The sequence below is a fragment of the Paraburkholderia sp. SARCC-3016 genome (genome assembly GCF_031119615.1).
Classification (GTDB): Bacteria; Pseudomonadota; Gammaproteobacteria; order Burkholderiales; family Burkholderiaceae; genus Paraburkholderia.
Genome location: NZ_JAVHZD010000013.1, coordinates 172,587 through 189,929 on the forward strand (window position 1 = coordinate 172,587; position 17,343 = coordinate 189,929).

Genomic DNA, 17,343 nt, shown 5'->3' on the forward strand with positions numbered 1-17,343 from the left:
GAACCCGTCATGAGTGCGATTCGCTATTTCGTCACGTTTCTCTCGGTTGCGCGGCACGGCTCGTTTGCCGCGGCCGCCGACGAGGTATGTCTCACGCAAGCCGCCGTGAGCCAGCAGATGCGTTCGCTCGAACGCGATCTCGATATGGTGCTGTTCGAGCGCACGCCGCGCTCCGTCTCGTTGAGCGAACAGGGCCGCACGATCCTGCCGCTCGCGGAAACGCTCGTCGCGAACTATCGCAAGATTCTCGCGGCCGGCGAGCGCGACGAAGTGGCCGGTGTCGTACGCGTCGGCGCGCTCGTGTCGTCGCTGATGGGTGCGTTCGCCGATGCGATGCCGAACCTGAAACGCCGCTATCCGCGGCTCGAGCTCAAGCTTTTCACGGGGCTATCGAGCGATTTCGCGACACGAGTGGAAAGCGGTGAACTCGATGCGGCCATCGTCACGCAATCGCCAGCCGGATTTCCCGCGACGCTCAAGTGGACCGCGCTCTACAGCGAACCGATGGTGCTCATTACCTCGACCGAAGATCCTCGCACCGACGTCGACGCGCTATTGCAGGAACCGTATATCCGTTTCGACCGGCAAACGTGGACCGGCATCCTGATCGAAGAAGCATTGCAGGGGCTCGGCGCTTCGGTGCACGACATCATGGAACTGAATTCGCTCGAAGCGATCTGCGAGATGGTGAAGCGCGGTTTCGGCGTCTCGATCGTGCCGCGTCTTGCGAACGCGAACTGGAATGCGGAGTCCGGCCTGCGCGTGACCGCACTGCCGGAGCGTATCGCACCGCGCCGTGTCGGCTTGCTCGAACGCCGCGAGCATGATCGCGGCGCGTTCACCGACGCCGTGAAGCGTCATTTCACCGGCGGCGCCGACGAGCCGGCCACCACCGCTTCGCGCGGCGGCGCGGGTGCAGGTGCGGCGTCCGCCGGCGTGGCGGTGGGCACATCGTCGAGCAACGACTGACCGGGCCGCACGCGCGTGAACTGCACGCGGCGGCGCGTCGTTTCGAGCGCGCCGTCGTCGAGCATGCGCAGGCACATATATTCGGATGTCTCGAGATCGCCCGCGTCGGGGAAATCTTCGCGGAAGTGCGCGCCGCGCGAGTTCTCGCGCAGCAACGCCGATTCGGTGATCGCGCGGCTCACGAGCGTGAGATTGCGCAGATTCAACCAGTCGTGCCATGACAGATTGAACCGCAAATCGCGGCCGTCGACGCCCGTGCGGTCGAGCCGCGCCTCGATCTCGAGCAAGGCGCCGCGGGCGCGCTCGAGGCCCTGCGCATCGCGCAGAATGCCGACGTCGTTCCACATCAGGTCGTAGAGCGTTTCGCGAATCGCTTCGAGGTCTCCATCGGGCTTGCGCGTAAGCGGCGCGCGGCATCGTTCGACCGCACGCTCGATCTGTTCGCGGTTCGCCTGTTCGTCGCGCCCATGGCGCGGCACCCATTGCGCAAGTGTTTCACCGGCAATGCCGCCGAACACGGTCGAATTCGCGACGCCGTTGCCGCCGAGACGATTCGCACCATGCACGCCGCCCGCATCTTCGCCGGCGACGAAGAGGCCCGGCAGCGTCGTCGCGCAGTCCGCCTCGAACGCGACGCCGCCCATCATGTAGTGCGCGGTCGGCACGACTTCGACCTGACCGCCCGCGAGATCGAAACCGCAATCGGCGCAGCGCTCGACCATGCCCTTGAAGCGCTGGCGCACCGACTCGGGCCCGAGATGATCCATGCGCAGATAGACGCCGCCGTTCGGCGTCGCATTGCCCGCGCGCAATTCGCGGAAAATACTGCGCGATACGATATCGCGCGTCGCGCGTTCGCCGCGCGGATCGTAGCGATGCATGAAGCGCTCGCCGTCGCCGGTCAGCAGGTAACCGCCCGCGCCGCGCAAGCCTTCTTCGAGCACGGTACCGGTCATGCGCGTATGGGTGCCGGCCAGCAGCCCTGTCGGGTGGAACTGCACCATTTCCATATCGCGCAGCGTGAGGCCCGCGCGCATGGCCATCGCCATGCCGTCGCAGCTCTTGTCGCCGCTCGGCGTGTGGTACTTGTACATCGTCGGGCCGCCGCCGGTCGCGAGCAGCACCGCTTTCGCGCGCACGAATACGAACTCGCCGCTGCGCATGTCGATCATCAGCACACCGGCGAGCGCGCCGCCCGGCTGCGTTTCGATGAATTCAACCGCGCGGTGTTCTTCGAGCCGCGCGATGCCGCGCGCCCAGACCTGCTCGGCCAGCCGGTTGATGATCTCGATGCCGGTCTGGTCGCCCTTGTGCACTGTGCGATCGAAGGTCTGCCCCGCGAACGCCTTCTGCTTCAACGTGCCGTCCGGATTGCGATCGAAAAAGCAGCCGAGCTCGTTTTCGAGTTCGTGAATGCGTTCGACCGCGCGCGTGACGAGCGTCCACGCGAGATCCTGGTTCGACAGCCATTTGCCGCCCTCGATCGTGTCCATGAAATGACGCTCGATCGAGTCGCCTTGCGCGAGCGCGACGTTATAGCCGCCCTGCACCATGCGCGTACAGCCGCATTTGCCGAGCAAGCCCTTCACCGCGATCGTGATGCGCAACTGCGGCGCTGCGGCGTGCGCGTGCAGCGCGGCGAACAGGCCCGCGCCGCCGCTGCCGAGAATCAGGATATCGGTGTCGTACTGCTTCATCTGCGTGGGCTCCGGGGTCGGCTTTTTTCAAGGCTGCGAACGAACACCGAGCGACGCGAGCACCTTGTCTCGTTGCGACTGCGTGTTCCGCTGCACTGTCGAGTAGACGCTGCCGCCGTGGCTATCCATTGCCACCAGCAGCGGCCCGAACTCGCCGATCCTGAAGCGCCACAACGATTCGGGGTTCAGGTCGTCGAGGTCGACGTCTTCGATCTGCTCGATCCAGGTCGTTTCGAGCGCCGCCGTGCCGCCGACAATCGCGAGATACACGCCGCCGTGTTTGGCGAACGCATCGGCCGAGCCCTGCGCGAGGCCGCCTTTGCCGATCACGATGCGCACGCCATATTGCGCCATCAGCGGCTCGGTGAAGCGCTCCATGCGCATCGACGTCGTCGTGCCGATGCAGACCGGCTCGTAGCCGGCTGGATGTTCGGCCGATGCCGCCACGCGGCGCACGTTCGGCGCCGTGTGGATGACCGCATGGCCGTTCAGATCGAAGCGCGTCTTGCGGCCGCGATCGAACATATGAATCTGCGTGGCGTCGCGAATGCCGAACAGTGTGCCGGTCAGCGTCACCATGTCGCCGATTTTCAGTTCACGGATCTGCGCCTCGGTGACGGGCATCTGCAATACGTGGTGCGTCATTTATCAGGTCTCCTCGCGGCCGGCGTCCCTGGGCCCCGGTGTCGGTCGATTCCGGTTTCCCATAGACAGCCGATTAATAGCCGTATTCGACTTCGCCGCGCGTCAACGTCGCGCGTGCGCGCCGCGCCGAATGGCATTGCATGTTCACCGCGACCGGATTCATCGTGATGTGCGTCGCGGCAAGTTCGACGTGCACGGCGAATGCGGTCGCATCGCCGCCGAGCCCTTGCGGACCGACGCCGAGCTGATTCACCGCGGCCGACAGCTCCGCTTCGAGCGCGGCCGCATGCGGATCGTCGTTGCGCGTGCCGAGCGCGCGCGTCGCCGCGCGCTTCGCGAGCCACACGCAAAGGTCCGAGGTGCCGCCCACGCCGACGCCGACGATCGTCGGCGGGCAGGTCTTGCCGCCGGCGTCGATCACGCAGTCGATCACGAAACGCTTGATCGCGTCGATGCCGTCGGCCGGCGTCGCCATCTTCAGAAACGAGTTGTTCTCGGAGCCGCTGCCCTTCGGGATCATCTCGATGACGAGCGTATCGGCGGTCGAATCGAAGTCGAGATGGATTGCCGGCATCAGCGGGCCGCATGACGTCTGTTCGTTCTGTCTCGTCAACGGATGGACGACCGACGAGCGCAGCGGATGCTCGCGCGTCGCGCGCTCGCAGCCGCGGCGAATCGCGTCTTTGAGCGCGACCCCGTCGAGCGCGAGTCCGGAACCGATCGTCACGTTGTAGATCGGCAAGCCCGTGTCCTGACACAGCAGGTTGTCCGCGCTTTCGGCGACGCCGATATTCGTGCGCATGATGCCGAGCACGCGGCGCGCGGTGTCGTCGGTTTCCGCGCGCTCGAGACGCGCGATGCCGTCCTTGATGTCCGGCGGCAATTGCTTCAATGCGCGAATGTACAACTGCTTCGCGACTTCTTCGACTTGCTGCATGTCCATCGGGTGGTCTCCATCGCGCTCGAATACTGGCGCGCCGGGTCTTGTTAAACAGGTTGCGCTTTAACGATTACAACGTGAGCGACAGCGCGAAGGCGAGCCCGATGACGAGCGCGCCGCCCGCGGTCGCTGCGATCAGATTCTTGCGCAGGCCGCTCCACGGCCGGTATTCGATCAGCAGAATGCGCACGCCGCCGATCAGATGCGCCGCGAGCAGCGTGACAAGCCCCCATTCGGCAAAAACAAACGCGGGCTGACGCGTGACCGCGAGAAACGAATCGAACGCGGCGGCGCCATGCAAGGCGGTGCCGAGCGCCCAGAAATGCATCGGCAGGAAAACGGCGAGCGCGAGGCCCGACAGGCGATGCACGAGAAATGCCCACCACGCGGGATGATTGCGCGCGCGAACGTCGGCACGACGGCCGGGCGTTTTGCGGCGGCCCGCAGCAGCGGTGCTCGCGGCATGCGATGCATCGAGTTCGCTCATAGTGGCCCTCCGGTCAGCGCAAAGACCGCGCGCAAGCCTGCAATGGCCAACATCAGGCCGACCAGCACGCTGACGGCGAACACGCCCGGGCCCCGCCACCGGAGCCATTCTTCGGCGATGCGCCGCAAGCCGACCGGCACGTGCGCGGCGGCGGCCAGCACGAATACCGCATAAAACAGGCCCCAGACGACGTTGCCATGCAACCGCGCGAGAATCGCACCCGCGGAAAGGCCGCCATGCACAACGGCAATCATCGTGATCAGATGTACGGTTACGCACACCGCGAGCACCATCGCCGAAATGCGCTGCACGCGCCAGCCGCTCATTGCTGCCTTCATTCGAGTGCTCCTCGCGGCGCCTTGCCGTTCAAACGCTTCAGGCCGGCTATGCTCGCGGTCGGCGCGAGCGACTTCGGACAGCGTTCGGTGCATGAGCCGAGCGTGTGGCACGAATGGCAGCCGGCGTCGTTCGATATCGCGGCGACGCGCGCCTGCTGCTGTGTGTCGCGCACATCGTTGACGAGCGTCCAAGCACGGTTCAGTGCGGCCGGGCCGAGGTAGTCAGGATTCCAGGCGACGACGTCGCAGCTCGCATAGCAGACGCCGCAGCCGATGCATTCGATGCCGGCATCGGCGGCCTTGCGCCCGGCCGATGCCGGATCGACACGCGCGGCCGGCTCGGCGCGCGTGCGCTGGCCCGCAAAATAACCCTTCGCATCGCGCCACTTGTCGAAGAAGCCGGTCATGTCGGTGGCGAGGTCTTTCACCACCGGCAGGTGATTGAGCGGCGCGATTTCGAGGACGTCGTCCGCATGTCGCATTACTTTCGTCACATGTGTACGACAGGTCCAGCGCGCGCGGCCGTTGACCGTCATCGCACATGAACCGCACATGCCGACGCGGCAGGCGAAGCGATACGAGAGCGTCGCGTCGAGATGGCGCTGGATATGAATGACGACGTCGAGAACCGTCTGGCTCTCCATGCGCGGCACGTCGAAGCGCTGAAACTCGCCTTCTTCGTCACCGCGCCAGACGCTTACTTTCAGTGTTGTGGGGGTAGCGCTCGGCATCCTGGCTTTTGATTCGCGTGGGGCAGCGAAGCCAGTCTACGGTGCTCGCGCAGCGGCTGAAAGCCAAACATTTTTGCGGCGAGATAAAGAATTTCTTTTGCTCAGAGCGTGCCCGCCATATTGCGCACCCAGGTGGCGAAATTCTCGTTTTCGAACTCGTACGCGTCCCGCGGCGACTTGACGACAACGCCTTTTGCCGCGAGCCGTCCAAGCGCGCGTTGGACATGAGTAGCGCCTAGCGCCTCGATACCCAGCTGTTTCCTGAAGCCCGCCATCGCGTCCCGGGTAAACGGTCTGAAAAGAGGATTTCCCGCGACTTCCCGAACCAGCAAGCGTTCGAGTGCGCTCAAGCCCTCCCACGTGGTTTCATGTCCTTCCGCTCCGGCCAGCTTCTCGATTTGCAGCGACACCGCGGTATCGAAAGACATTCGCGGCTGCATCATCAGCGTAATCGCAACTTCGAGCAGCGGTTCCGGCCGGTGGTGAAACTGCGCGAACGCAACCTTCAGCTTTTTCTCGTTGAGCTTGCGCGAAGTGGCAGCCGCAAAACGCTTCGCAACGAATTGCACGAACGCTTCGTCGAGCAGCGGAAAGTCTTGCAGCGGATTCGCTGCCGAATAGAGCGGCGCACGCGTGTCCGTAAAAACATGGCCGAGCTGCGTGCGCGATGAACCGGTGAACACGACGCGAAGATTGTCGCGATACTTCGTCAGCGCCGTACGCAGCGCGCGCGCCACGTCTTCGCCTTCTTCGCTGCGGCCGAGAGACTGGGCTTCGTCGACGAGTAGCAGCACGGGCTTGCGCCGCGTCAGATCACCGAGCAATTCGTCGAGCCGCAGTGCCGCAGCGGTGGCGGCGCGCTTTTTGTCGTCATTGAGTTCGATCGCGCCTTCTATCGACGTGCCGGCGATTTCAGCCTTGCCCCTTAACGACTTCACGGACGGCGCCAGCCTCGCTTTGAGCTTCTTCGCGAATGTGTCGGGCTCCTGCGGCAATTCCAGCGCGTGCAGCAATGCGGCGCCGGGCGTTTGCCGCGTTTGCCAGAGATCGGCGTAGACGACGTGGTAGCCCATCTGCTGGGCAGCGGGCGTCAGATCCTGCCGCAGAAATACCGTTTTGCCCGTGCGCCGCGGCGCAAAGATGGTGAGCGACGCGAGAATGCCCGAATTCAGCGCAGCCAGATAGGCGTTGGCCAGATCCGGGCGAGGAAAGTGCCAAAGCTCGGTCAGCTTCATGAATTACACAAAATTATCATCGATTCGAGTAATTATACACACCGGTGATAATTTCGTGTAATGGCCGACAGGTAAGGCGCGGCCACGCCGGCGGCCGTGCCGAGGCGCTTGCCGGCGCTTCGGGGGCCGCCTCGCGCGCTCAGGCTGCCTGGCGGTAATAGAGGTTCTGCGGGTGACGCGCTTCGGCGAAAAAGAACCAGCGCTCGGCCACGAGCCCCGCATACTGGATCGCACACGCAGCGCATAGCAGCACGGCCGACAGCGCGACCGAACCGATGCTGCCGCCCAACGCAATCAGCACGAACGGCACCGGGAACGCCGCGATCAGAAACGTCCACTTGATGCGCTGCAGCGTTTGCGGCGTCTTGCCATGGAAAAACTCGCGCAGATTGAACGCGCCAGCCGTAAAGCCGCGCGATTTCTGGACGACCTTCGCCGAACGGATACCGGTCGCGCTTTGCACCGTCGATTTCGGACGCAAGCGCGCATTGCGCCTGAGCGACGCGACGCGCGCGACACAGCCGGCGAGCGTCAGCACGCATGCGCAGACCGCAAGCCCCGGCACGAGCGTCGGCGCGCACCACGCGGCGCTTGCTGCTGCGACCGTGAAGCCCGACGCGCAGCCGAGCAGCACGAAATTCACCATCGTGAGCGGTGTCGCCCACTCCTGCAGAAAGCGCAAGCACGCATAGATCATCGACGTGCAGACGAACAGTGCGCCGCTCGCGAGCACAGCGATCGCGCCGGCTGCGAGCGAATACGGCAAGCCAAGCGCATGCAGCACGCCGTACGCAAACACGCATGCGAGAAACACCGGCAACGCGAGACATTCGCGCGACAGCCACGACGTGCGCCACATCGCGATCGCGCGCCACGCGCGCTCCGGATGTCCGAGGTGGAAAAACGATGCGAATAACCCAAGCACGCCAAGCACGACCGACAGCGCGGCGCCGGCGACAAAGAACGCCTGCGGCGGCATCGCGATCAGGCCGAGCTGCGCAACGAGTTCGACGCCGAACAGCGCGATCATCAAGCCTTGGCCCGCGCCGCTCAGCGTCGTCAGAAATACAACCGAGAAAGCCGGATTCATCGTGGGGTCTCCTGATTCTTTTAAACGCGCGTCGCCATCGACGCGAGATCGACCGTGCCGTGCTCGAGCCCGGCCGTCCCCGCCGTATGAGTGTGCCCTTCGAGGTCCGCGCTTCCGGCATCCGAGCCGCACGAGCACGACCCGCTGCCGCACGCGGTGGTCTTCTGCCGCGGCAAGTAATGGTTTGCGGGACGCGTGCCCCACTCCGGCATCAGTTGGTACCCGCCGCGCTCGCGAATCGCCTTCGATACGACGGATTCAGGATCGTGGATATCGCCGAACAGACGCGCCGACGTCGGGCACGCGAGCACGCAGGCAGGCTTGCGGTCGCGCTCGGAGAACGACTCGTTGTGAATGCGGTCCGCGCAGAGCGTGCACTTCGTCATCTCCTTGCGCTCTTCGTCGAGTTCGCGCGCGCCGTAGGGGCACGCCCACGCGCAGTATTTGCAGCCGATGCAGCGGTCGAAGTCGACGAGGACGAGGCCGTCTTCCTTGCGCTTGTAGCTCGCGCCGGTCGGACACACGGGCACGCACGGCGGATCCTCGCAGTGCAGACACGATTTCGGAAAGTGGATCGTATCGGCGAGCGGAAATTCGCCGGCCTCGAACGTCTGCACGCGGTTGAAAAACGTGCCGGACGGGTCGGCATCGTAGGGACGCGCATCCGAAAGGCTCCCTGCCTCGCCGGACGTGTTCCATTCCTTGCAGCTCGTCACGCAGGCGTGGCAGCCCACGCAAACGTTCAGATCGATCACGAGCGCCATCTGGGTCATCGGGGTGCTCCTCAAATATCTTTCGAAGTTTTGACAGTCCGGCGCAAACGCGCCGCGAATTCGCCGCTCCCCGCGAAATAGGTCTGCACGATGCGCTTGAACGTGCCGACCGATCCCGGCAGCGGCTGCATCGGCGCGAATTGCGGCAGCGTGTGATCGGCATCCGCTTCGGCCGGATAGACGCGCACGCGCACGTCATACCACGCGGCCTGGCCAGTAATCGGATCGGAGTTGGAAATGCGCGAGGGCGACTGCGCGGAAGAGGTTTTGCCCGCCTTGCCATCAACGGGCAATTCGTCCGTGATCAGGTGATTGAGCAGAAAGCCGCGCTGCGATTCGTTGGCGTCGGGCCCGAGATTCCATGCGCCCGCGGCCTTGCCGATCGCATTCCATGTCCACACCGTGCCCGGTTCGACCGCCTCGCTATAGCGCGCCATGCAACGCACCTTGCCCCATTGCGATTCGACGTAGATCCAGCCGCCGTCTTCGATGCCCTGCTCGCTCGCCATGCGCGGGTTCATAAACAGGTAATTCTCGCCATGAATCTGGCGCAGCCAGGCGTTTTGCGAGTCCCACGAGTGATACATCGCCATCGGCCGCTGCGTGACCGCCGCCAGCGGAAAGCGCGCGAGATCGGTGGTGTCGCGTTCGAGCGGTTCGTACCAGAACGGCAGCGGATCGAAGTAGCGTTCGACGCGTTCGCGCAGATGGTCGGGCGGCTGGCGGCCCTTCGTTTTGCCTTGCGCCGCGAGCCGGAATTTCTGCATCACGTCCGAATAGAGCGCAATCACAATCGGTTCGGGAAACTTGCGAAAGCCTTTTTCGACCGCGAATTGCAGATATGGACCGTTCTGGCCACGCATGTACTGCATCGTTTCGGGCAGCGTGTAGTGGAACACGCAATTATGTTTCGCGTATTGCTCCCACTGATTCGGGTTCGGCTTGCCGACCAGCGCGTCGCTGCCGTCCTCGCCGCGCCAGCCGATCAGGAAGCCGACGCCCGAACCCGGCGCGGTTTCGTGATTGACGATGAACTCCGGATAGTCGCGATATTTGCGCGTGCCGTCCGGCTTCGTAAAAGCCGGCAGCTTGAGACGGCTGCCGAGTTCGATCAGCACTTCCTGGAACGGCCGGCATTCGCCGGTGGGCGGCACGACCGGCACGCGCACGGAATCGACCGGACCGTCGAATTCGGAAATCGGGCGGTCGAGCATCGACATCGCATCGTGACGTTCGAGATAGGTCGTATCCGGCAGAATCAGATCGGCAAACGCCGTCATCTCCGACTGGAACGCATCGCACACGACGATAAACGGAATCTTGTATTCGCCGTTGTCGTGCCTGTCGGCGAGCATCTTGCGCACTTCCACCGTATTCATCGATGAGTTCCATGCCATGTTGGCCATGAAGATCATCAGCGTATCGATCGGATACGGGTCGCCGCGCCACGCGTTCGTGATGACGCTATGCATAAGTCCGTGCACCGCGAGCGGGTACTCCCACGAGAACGCCTTGTCGATGCGCACCGGTTCGCCGTGCTCGTCGATGAACAGATCTTCGGGCGCAGCCGGCCAGCCGAGCGGCCCCGTCGCAAGCGGCGTGTTCGGCTTCACCGCGTCCGGGCTGTTCGGCGGTTTCGCCGACGGCGGCACCGCGCGAGGAAACGGCGACTTGTGGCGAAAGCCGCCCGGCCGGTCGATCGTACCGAGCAGCGACATCAGCACGGCGAGCGCGCGAATCGACTGGAAGCCGTTCGAATGGGCAGCCAGGCCGCGCATGGCATGAAATGCAATCGGATTGCCGGTTACGGTCTCGTGCGTTTGGCCCCATGCGTCGGTCCAGCGAATCGGCAGCGTGATCTTGTGATCGCGTGCGGTATCGGCCATTTCGCGTGCGAGACGACGGATCGTGTCGGCGGCAATGCCGGTGATTTCCGCTGCCCATTCGGGTGTGCATTGCGCAGCACGTTCGCGCAGCAGTGCGAACGACGGCGTGACCGGCGTGCCGTCGTCGAGCGTATAGCGGCCGTCGAGCGCGGGCGTAGCGCCCGGCGTGTGATGCAGCACCGGTCGCTCGCTTGCGCTATCCCACCACAAATGATTTTGCGGAAACAGCGGATTGCTTTCCGGTGCGTCGAGATTGCGCACGAACAGGCCGAACTCGTCGCTTTGCTCGTTCATATTGAGCAACTCGGCCGCATTCGTATAGCGTGTGACGAATTCGCGATCGTAGCTGTCGGTCGCGAGCAGTTCGTGGATCAGCGCCATGAACAGCGCGCCGTCGGTGCCGGGTCGAATCGGCACCCATTCGTCGGCGATCGCCGCGTAGCCGGTGCGCACAGGATTGATCGCGATAAATCGGCCGCCCGCGCGCTTGAACTTCGAAATCGCAATCTTGAGTGGGTTCGAATGGTGATCTTCCGCGGTGCCGATCATGAAGAACAGCTTCGCGCTGTCGAGATCCGGGCCGCCGAATTCCCAGAACGAGCCGCCTATCGTGTAGATCATGCCGGCAGCCATGTTCGCCGAGCAGAAGCCGCCGTGCGCTGCATAGTTCGGCGTGCCGTACTGCTTCGCGAAGAGACCGGTCAGCGCCTGCATCTGGTCGCGGCCCGTGAAGAGCGCGAACTGCTTCGGGTCGGTGGCACGCAGATGCGCAAGCCGCTTTTCGAGCGTGGCGAGCGCCACATCCCATGACACCGGTTCGAACTGCGCCGTACCGCGCTCGGCGTTCGCCTTGCGCATCAGCGGTTGCGTCAGACGCGCCGGCGAGTACTGCTTCATGATGCCCGACGAGCCCTTCGCGCAAATCACGCCCTGGTTCAGCGGATGATCGGGGTTACCGTCGATGTAGCGCACTTCGCCGTCGCGCAAATGCACGCGAATGCCGCAGCGGCACGCGCACATATAACACGTCGTGGTTTTGACCTCGAGCTTTTCGTTTTGCGTACGCGCGTGATGTTCCATGCTTGCCCCATACCTCGCAAAGTCCATTCGATAAAACAGACGAGAGTCCGCTGTTCATCGTAGAGGCGTTATAAGCAAATGAAAAATCGTTATTTCGAATCCGTTCTATCGAACTGACCGATAGTTTTACGCGCATTCGCGCGACGCCTTGGCTCTGGCGACAAGCCTTTGCTGGCGGACGATTGCGGCGCCCGCGATCCCGAATCCGCGCGCTTTTCAGGAATTCCGGGCGCCGGTTACCGAAAGGCTAATGAATGGTTCGGGCCGAGGCGGCGACGCGGTGCTGTCCTGAAAGCGACGCCGCGTCACTTATGACCGTAAGCAAACCCGTCAGGCGTTATGCGCTGAGTAACATTGCGCGGCGTGTCGGCACGGTGCCAGTCACACGTCCAAGCGGCGCCCCGGCCGTCACGAAGCGGATCGCGCGACGCATGTACAGCACGCCTTCGTTGCGGCTTACGACTGTCGTCGTCGCGTCGGTCAGCGGATCGACGATGTCGAACAATGGTTCGCCCGCGCGCACGGTCGCGCCGACTTCGGCGCGATGCACAAGGATCCCGCTCGCCGGCGCATACAGCTGTTCACTACCGGCAAGCGGCGTGGGGGACATCAGGAGGGCGGGCAACGGTTTCGCATCGCCGCGCAGCGCGCCGCGATGCGTCAGATAGTCGATCAACGCATCGGCGTCCTGCTGCGCAGCGTCATACGATACGTCGCGCTGCCCGCGGCATTCGACCGTCACCGCGGCGGTGCCCGTGGGTACCGGCTTGCTCGCCGGCAACGCCTGCTGCAGTTGCCACCAGAAGAGGCTATGCGCTTCGTCGAACGACTGGCCGCCCGAGTCGTTCGCAAGCATCGACGCGCGCGAACCGAGATAGCGCGCCAGCGGTTCGAACTGCGCCCAGCCAGTTTCGTTCGTATAGAGATGCATCGCGGCTTCCTGCGAACAGTGCAGATCGATCACGATGTCCGCGTCAAACGACAGCTTCAGCAATTCATGCTGCAACGATTCGAATTCGTCGACGGGGGTATGGAGTTCGAGTTCGTCGTGCATCAACTGCCGGACGATGCGGCGGTTCTCGAGCGGATCGGCGCCGAGCGTATCTTTCGCGCGCTCGATCGCCGCATTGAACGGCAGGAAATGGCGGTTGAAATTCCTGCCGCTGCCGAGTTCGAAGCGCCCGACGAACTGGCCGAGCACGTATTGCGACAGTCCGATCGGGTTGGCCACCGGCACGAGCACGATGTGCGCAACGAGCGCGCCTTGCGCTTCGAGTTCGACGAGGCGGCGCTTCAACAATACGGCTGTTAGCATCGCCGGTGTTTCGTCGGCGTGCAGCGATGCCTGGATGTAGATCTTTTCGTCGCTTTGCGCCGGGCCGAAACGGAACACCGTCAGCTCGCGGCGCGTGCCGACGGCGGGTGACAGAAGCGGGATCGATTGCTGGTTCATTTCTAGCGGCGCCGGTTATGAAAAGTTCGGCGTCATGCTACGGCGGTTCGACCGTTTAGTCACGGGCGCCCGAAGCTGCGGCGCGCCAACCCGCTACCCTCCGCACAAGCCGCGCGAACCCTACCGCGAGCGGACGTTCCCGAATAGCCTCACCGTTGGCGCGGCCACGCGATCATCTTTTCAATTCGAAAATGCTGTCGATCTCGACGGGAATGCCCATCGGCAACGTATGCACGCCCAACGCACTGCGCGCCGGCAATTTGTCTTCGCCGAACAGGTCGCGCAGCAGATCGCTCGCGCCGTTCGCCACCTGCGGATGCTGCGTGAACGACGCATCGGCGCGCACATACACGGTAAGCCGGCTGCAACGGTCGACCTTGTCGAGACCGTATTCGTCGTCGATGCAGGACAGAATCATCAGCATAGTGAGCTGGGCCGCGCGCTGCGCCGCTTCGAGCGACAGCTCCGTGCCGACCGTCCCGACGACAGGCTTGCCGTTCTCGAACGGACCAAGCCCCGACACATACATCTGGCTGCCCGATATCGACACCGTTCGGTACGACCCGAGCGGACGGATCGGAGCGGGCAGTTCGAAGCCGAGTTGCGAAAGGCGCGAGGGGAGGTTCATGGCGGGTTCCAGGTAAAGGGTGAGCCTTGTTCGCGCGAGGCGAAAGTCGAAAGGCGCTTACGTCTGGAACAGCAACCTGCGGCACTTTATTCCAAAACTGGAATAAAGTGCCCACGAAAGAAAAGAAACAAACGGCCAAAGACGAAGCCGTTACGCGTTGGCCTTGGCCGGGTAGCCGCCCGCGTCGTCATCGCGTTGCCGGATCGCGGCCGCGCCTTCCGCCTCGCGGGCAACGGTGCCGGGCATCTCGCGGCCGCGCAGCGAGCAACCGGCAGTCTCCCTGACGAACAACAGCGCGACCATGCCGACCACGCACGCGGCCATCATGTAATAAGCGGGCACGAGCGTCGAACCCGTATGCGCGACGAGCCAGTCGTTCGCCATCGGCGCGGTGCCGCCGAACACCGACGTCGAGACGTTGTATGCGATCGCCACACCGGCGTAGCGCACCTGCGTCGGGAACATGGCGGGAAACATCGCCGAGATGCTCGCGAGTTGCGGCACGTACAGCAGTCCCAGCACCGCGAAGCCGATCAATGCACCGGCCACGCCATGCGACATCAGCGTGAACATCGGCACTGCCGCGACGAACAGGCCGACGAGCGAGATCCACCAGACGCTCTTGCGGCCGATGTGATCCGACAATGCGCCCGAGAACGGCAGCAGCACCATCATCGACAGCATGCCGATCAGCGGCACGAGCAACGACATGTTGTCGCTCATATGCAGCTGCGTCTTCATGAAGGTCGGCATATAGGCAAGCAGCACGTAGTTCACCACATTGAGCGCGATCACGAGCCCGCCCAGCAAAAGCATCGGCCTCCAGAATTGTTCGACCAGTTGCCCGAGCCGCACGCCCGTATGCTCGTCGTGATGCGCGGCCTCGGCGACTTCGCGGAACACCGGCGTATCTTCGAGACGAATCCGCAGATACAGGCCGATCAGACCGAGCGGCGCCGCGACGAGGAACGGCAAGCGCCAGCCCCATGCATGCATCGTGTCGCTGCCGAGCGCGACCGAGCAGCCGAGCATCAGAAACGCACCGAGCGAGAAGCCCGCGAGCGTGCCGAATTCGAGGAAACTGCCGCACAAACCGCGTTTGCGGTCCGGCGAGTACTCGGCCATGAAAGTCGCCGCGCCGCCGTATTCGCCGCCGGTCGAGAAGCCCTGGATCATGCGCAGCACGATCAGCAGCGCCGGCGCCCACCAGCCGATACGCTCGAACGACGGCAACAGGCCGACGCACAGCGTGGCGATGGACATCAGAATAATTGTCAGCGACAGCACATGCTTGCGTCCGACGCGGTCGCCGACCGGTCCCCAGAACAGCCCGCCCAACGGCCGCACCAGAAACGAAATGGCAAAGGTCGCGAGCGCGAACAGCGTTGCCTGTGCGGTGCTGCCCGGAAACAGCGCCGCCGATACATAAGTCAGACCGTAGCTATAAATGCCGTAGTCGAACCACTCGGTGGCATTGCCCATTGCCGAGGCGGCTATCGCTCGCCGCAGCGAGCAGCGGGGCTGGGGCGTGACATTTCCCTCAGCCGTGGGTTGCGCGTAGCTCATTGGTCGTCATCCGTGAACGTGAACCGGCCGGCGCCGAGCACGGCACCGGGTATGGACTCACGATACAGAGCGACAAATTAATCTCAGGTGTCCCAGGACAATCGGCAGGCTGGGGTTTTCCCGCACATCGGCACCGCGGCAGAAGCGGTGCGACGATGCCGTGCAATGGTGCACAGTGCGCACGCACGCGGGGCAGCGCGCTGCGACCGATACGCAAACCGCAAACGCGGCGGCATCGTCATCATCGGACCTGCGGGACCCGAAGCGGCGTGCCCGGCGCTAGTGCACCTGACGCGCGCCGCGCATCCCGAATCCCGCGAGCGCTCCGACGACGCACAGCACAGCCACATACAATTGCGGCGCATCCGGATTCGACTCCAGCATCAGCGACACCGCGATCGGCGTGAGCCCGCCAAATACGGCATAAGCGATGTTGTACGAGAACGAAATGCCCGAGAAACGCACGGTCGGTGGAAACGCGTTGACCATCGCCACCGGAATGGCCGCGACAGCGCCGACGCAAAAGCCCGTCAACGCGTAGTACGCGATCAGCGACGACGGATCGGCTGCGACCCGCGTGAACATCGCGTAGTACGACACCGCGAGCAGCAGGCAACCGAAGAAAATCGTGCGCGCCGCGCCGAAGCGGCCGGCAAGCGAGCCGAAAATCACGCAGCCGATCGTCAGGCACAAGGTCGCGACCGAGTTCGCCGCGAGCGTCGTCGCGGCATCGAGATGAAAGCGCTTTTGCAGCAGCGTCGGCGTCATCAGAATCACGACGACGATCGCCGCGGTCAGCGTCCAGGTGAGGATCATCGAAACCAGCACGGGGCCGCCGTGGTCGCGCAGCACGGCCTTCAACGGCACCTCGGACGCAAGCGACTTGCGCTGCTGCATTTCGACGAACACCGGCGTCTCCTGCAGCCAGCGGCGCATGAAGGCGGCGAGCAGACCGAACAGTCCGCCGATCAGGAACGGGATGCGCCACGCGAACGCGACCATTTCCTCATGCGCGTAGCGATGATTGACCGCCGATGCAATCAGCGAGCCAAGCAGAATGCCCGCGGTCAAGCCGGCTGTGAGCGTGCCGCATGCATAACCGACGTAGCGGCGCGGCACATGTTCGGAGACGAACACCCACGCGCCCGGCACTTCGCCGCCGACGGCCGCGCCCTGCAGCACACGGCATATGAGCAGCAGTACGGGCGCGACAAGACCGACCACGTCGTACGTCGGCAGAAGTCCCATCAGCAGGGTCGGCAGCGCCATCAACAGCACGCTCAGCATGAACATCCGCTTGCGCCCGACCAGGTCGCCGAAATGCGCCATGATGATGCCGCCGAGCGGGCGCGCAATGTAACCGGCCGCGAATATGCCGAAGGTTTGCACCTGCCGCAGCCAGTCGGGAATCGAGGTGGGGAAGAACAGCTGCCCGATCAACGCCGCGAAGAACACGTAGATAACGAAGTCGTAAAACTCGAGCGCGCCGCCGAGCGCCGCGAGCACAAGCGTTCTGTGGTCGCTGCCCATTAGTGGGCGATGAGGAATAAAAGAAGCTTGAGTATCGGTGGTGGTCATCGTTGGAGATCTTATCGGTACAACTGCACGATGGGTGTCCAGGGCCTGAAGGCCGCTTGAAACGATGCGGCTTTCAGCATTCGGCTTCAGGCAGGGGCATCAAGCTTTCACAACACCTTGTCGCCGAAGAATATTCCAGACGGCGCTTCGTTTCGGACCCGGCGCGGCTCAGTCATCCGATGTCAGCATCCAATAGAGAGGTAAGCGAAAACGGCGGAGCCGCTATCGCGGTCCGCCGTTTTCGATT

15 protein-coding genes are annotated in these 17,343 nt (G+C 63.7%); 1 reads left to right on the forward strand and 14 read right to left on the reverse strand.

Features of this window, described 5'->3' with window-relative positions:
* Positions 1–9 precede the first annotated feature (9 nt).
* Entirely contained in the window at positions 10–969 is a 960-nt protein-coding gene (locus QYH69_RS15230) for a LysR substrate-binding domain-containing protein (RefSeq protein ID WP_308832694.1), read from the forward strand.
* Here QYH69_RS15230 and QYH69_RS15235 read toward each other — a convergent pair.
* The 14 genes from QYH69_RS15235 to QYH69_RS15300 form a co-directional block, all read right to left on the reverse strand.
* On the reverse strand, positions 858–2,666 hold the full coding sequence (locus QYH69_RS15235) for an FAD-binding protein (protein WP_308832695.1): 1,809 nt from the start codon (positions 2,664–2,666) through the stop codon (positions 858–860). The genes QYH69_RS15230 and QYH69_RS15235 overlap by 112 nt on opposite strands.
* Positions 2,667–2,693: 27 nt before the next feature.
* Entirely contained in the window at positions 2,694–3,311 is a 618-nt protein-coding gene (locus QYH69_RS15240) for a FumA C-terminus/TtdB family hydratase beta subunit (RefSeq protein WP_308832696.1), read from the reverse strand.
* Between the two features lie 73 nt (positions 3,312–3,384).
* A complete protein-coding gene (locus QYH69_RS15245) occupies positions 3,385–4,254 on the reverse strand; it encodes a fumarate hydratase (protein WP_308832697.1) in 870 nt (289 codons plus the stop codon).
* Positions 4,255–4,321: 67 nt separating this feature from the next.
* Positions 4,322–4,738: a succinate dehydrogenase, cytochrome b556 subunit gene (gene sdhC / locus QYH69_RS15250; protein WP_308832698.1), complete on the reverse strand. Its 417-nt coding sequence runs from the start codon at positions 4,736–4,738 to the stop codon at positions 4,322–4,324.
* Positions 4,735–5,076: a succinate dehydrogenase gene (locus QYH69_RS15255; RefSeq protein WP_308832699.1), complete on the reverse strand. Its 342-nt coding sequence runs from the start codon at positions 5,074–5,076 to the stop codon at positions 4,735–4,737. Before QYH69_RS15255 ends, sdhC begins: the two co-directional genes overlap by 4 nt.
* Positions 5,073–5,807, reverse strand: a complete 735-nt coding sequence (locus QYH69_RS15260; RefSeq protein WP_308832700.1) for a succinate dehydrogenase/fumarate reductase iron-sulfur subunit — start codon at positions 5,805–5,807, stop codon at positions 5,073–5,075. The genes QYH69_RS15255 and QYH69_RS15260 overlap by 4 nt, the downstream gene beginning before the upstream one ends.
* Positions 5,808–5,908: 101 nt before the next feature.
* Positions 5,909–7,042, reverse strand: coding sequence for a hypothetical protein (locus QYH69_RS15265; RefSeq protein ID WP_308832701.1), 1,134 nt, complete (start codon positions 7,040–7,042; stop codon positions 5,909–5,911).
* A 139-nt stretch (positions 7,043–7,181) separates the two neighbouring features.
* Entirely contained in the window at positions 7,182–8,132 is a 951-nt protein-coding gene (locus tag QYH69_RS15270; RefSeq protein WP_308832702.1) for a DmsC/YnfH family molybdoenzyme membrane anchor subunit, read from the reverse strand.
* A 20-nt stretch (positions 8,133–8,152) separates the two neighbouring features.
* Positions 8,153–8,905, reverse strand: a complete 753-nt coding sequence (locus tag QYH69_RS15275; RefSeq protein ID WP_308832703.1) for a 4Fe-4S dicluster domain-containing protein — start codon at positions 8,903–8,905, stop codon at positions 8,153–8,155.
* Positions 8,906–8,916: 11 nt separating this feature from the next.
* Positions 8,917–11,871 (reverse strand): molybdopterin oxidoreductase family protein, encoded by a 2,955-nt coding sequence (locus tag QYH69_RS15280; RefSeq protein ID WP_308832704.1) that lies wholly within the window; start codon positions 11,869–11,871, stop codon positions 8,917–8,919.
* 337 nt (positions 11,872–12,208) lie between these two features.
* A complete protein-coding gene (locus QYH69_RS15285) occupies positions 12,209–13,324 on the reverse strand; it encodes a M14 family metallopeptidase (RefSeq protein WP_308832705.1) in 1,116 nt (371 codons plus the stop codon).
* A gap of 172 nt (positions 13,325–13,496) precedes the next feature.
* Entirely contained in the window at positions 13,497–13,952 is a 456-nt protein-coding gene (locus QYH69_RS15290; protein WP_308832706.1) for a RidA family protein, read from the reverse strand.
* Between the two features lie 150 nt (positions 13,953–14,102).
* A complete protein-coding gene (locus QYH69_RS15295; RefSeq protein ID WP_308832707.1) occupies positions 14,103–15,518 on the reverse strand; it encodes an MFS transporter in 1,416 nt (471 codons plus the stop codon).
* Positions 15,519–15,797: 279 nt separating this feature from the next.
* Positions 15,798–17,096, reverse strand: a complete 1,299-nt coding sequence (locus QYH69_RS15300) for an MFS transporter (RefSeq protein WP_308832708.1) — start codon at positions 17,094–17,096, stop codon at positions 15,798–15,800.
* Positions 17,097–17,343 lie beyond the last annotated feature (247 nt).

Excerpts from the sequence above, each read along its gene's own strand:
- QYH69_RS15285 (WP_308832705.1), bottom strand. The coding sequence starts at position 13,324 with ATGAACCAGCAATCGATCCCGCTTCTGTCACCCGCCGTCGGCACGCGC.
- QYH69_RS15300 (WP_308832708.1), bottom strand. The coding sequence starts at position 17,096 with ATGACCACCACCGATACTCAAGCTTCTTTTATTCCTCATCGCCCACTA.
- QYH69_RS15235 (WP_308832695.1), bottom strand. The coding sequence starts at position 2,666 with ATGAAGCAGTACGACACCGATATCCTGATTCTCGGCAGCGGCGGCGCG.
- sdhC (WP_308832698.1), bottom strand. The coding sequence starts at position 4,738 with ATGAGCGAACTCGATGCATCGCATGCCGCGAGCACCGCTGCTGCGGGC.
- QYH69_RS15265 (WP_308832701.1), bottom strand. The coding sequence starts at position 7,042 with ATGAAGCTGACCGAGCTTTGGCACTTTCCTCGCCCGGATCTGGCCAAC.
- QYH69_RS15290 (WP_308832706.1), bottom strand. The coding sequence starts at position 13,952 with ATGAACCTCCCCTCGCGCCTTTCGCAACTCGGCTTCGAACTGCCCGCT.
- QYH69_RS15260 (WP_308832700.1), bottom strand. The coding sequence starts at position 5,807 with ATGCCGAGCGCTACCCCCACAACACTGAAAGTAAGCGTCTGGCGCGGT.
- QYH69_RS15230 (WP_308832694.1), top strand. The coding sequence starts at position 10 with ATGAGTGCGATTCGCTATTTCGTCACGTTTCTCTCGGTTGCGCGGCAC.
- QYH69_RS15280 (WP_308832704.1), bottom strand. The coding sequence starts at position 11,871 with ATGGAACATCACGCGCGTACGCAAAACGAAAAGCTCGAGGTCAAAACC.
- QYH69_RS15295 (WP_308832707.1), bottom strand. The coding sequence starts at position 15,518 with ATGAGCTACGCGCAACCCACGGCTGAGGGAAATGTCACGCCCCAGCCC.
- QYH69_RS15255 (WP_308832699.1), bottom strand. The coding sequence starts at position 5,076 with ATGAAGGCAGCAATGAGCGGCTGGCGCGTGCAGCGCATTTCGGCGATG.
- QYH69_RS15270 (WP_308832702.1), bottom strand. The coding sequence starts at position 8,132 with ATGAATCCGGCTTTCTCGGTTGTATTTCTGACGACGCTGAGCGGCGCG.
- QYH69_RS15245 (WP_308832697.1), bottom strand. The coding sequence starts at position 4,254 with ATGGACATGCAGCAAGTCGAAGAAGTCGCGAAGCAGTTGTACATTCGC.
- QYH69_RS15240 (WP_308832696.1), bottom strand. The coding sequence starts at position 3,311 with ATGACGCACCACGTATTGCAGATGCCCGTCACCGAGGCGCAGATCCGT.
- QYH69_RS15275 (WP_308832703.1), bottom strand. The coding sequence starts at position 8,905 with ATGACCCAGATGGCGCTCGTGATCGATCTGAACGTTTGCGTGGGCTGC.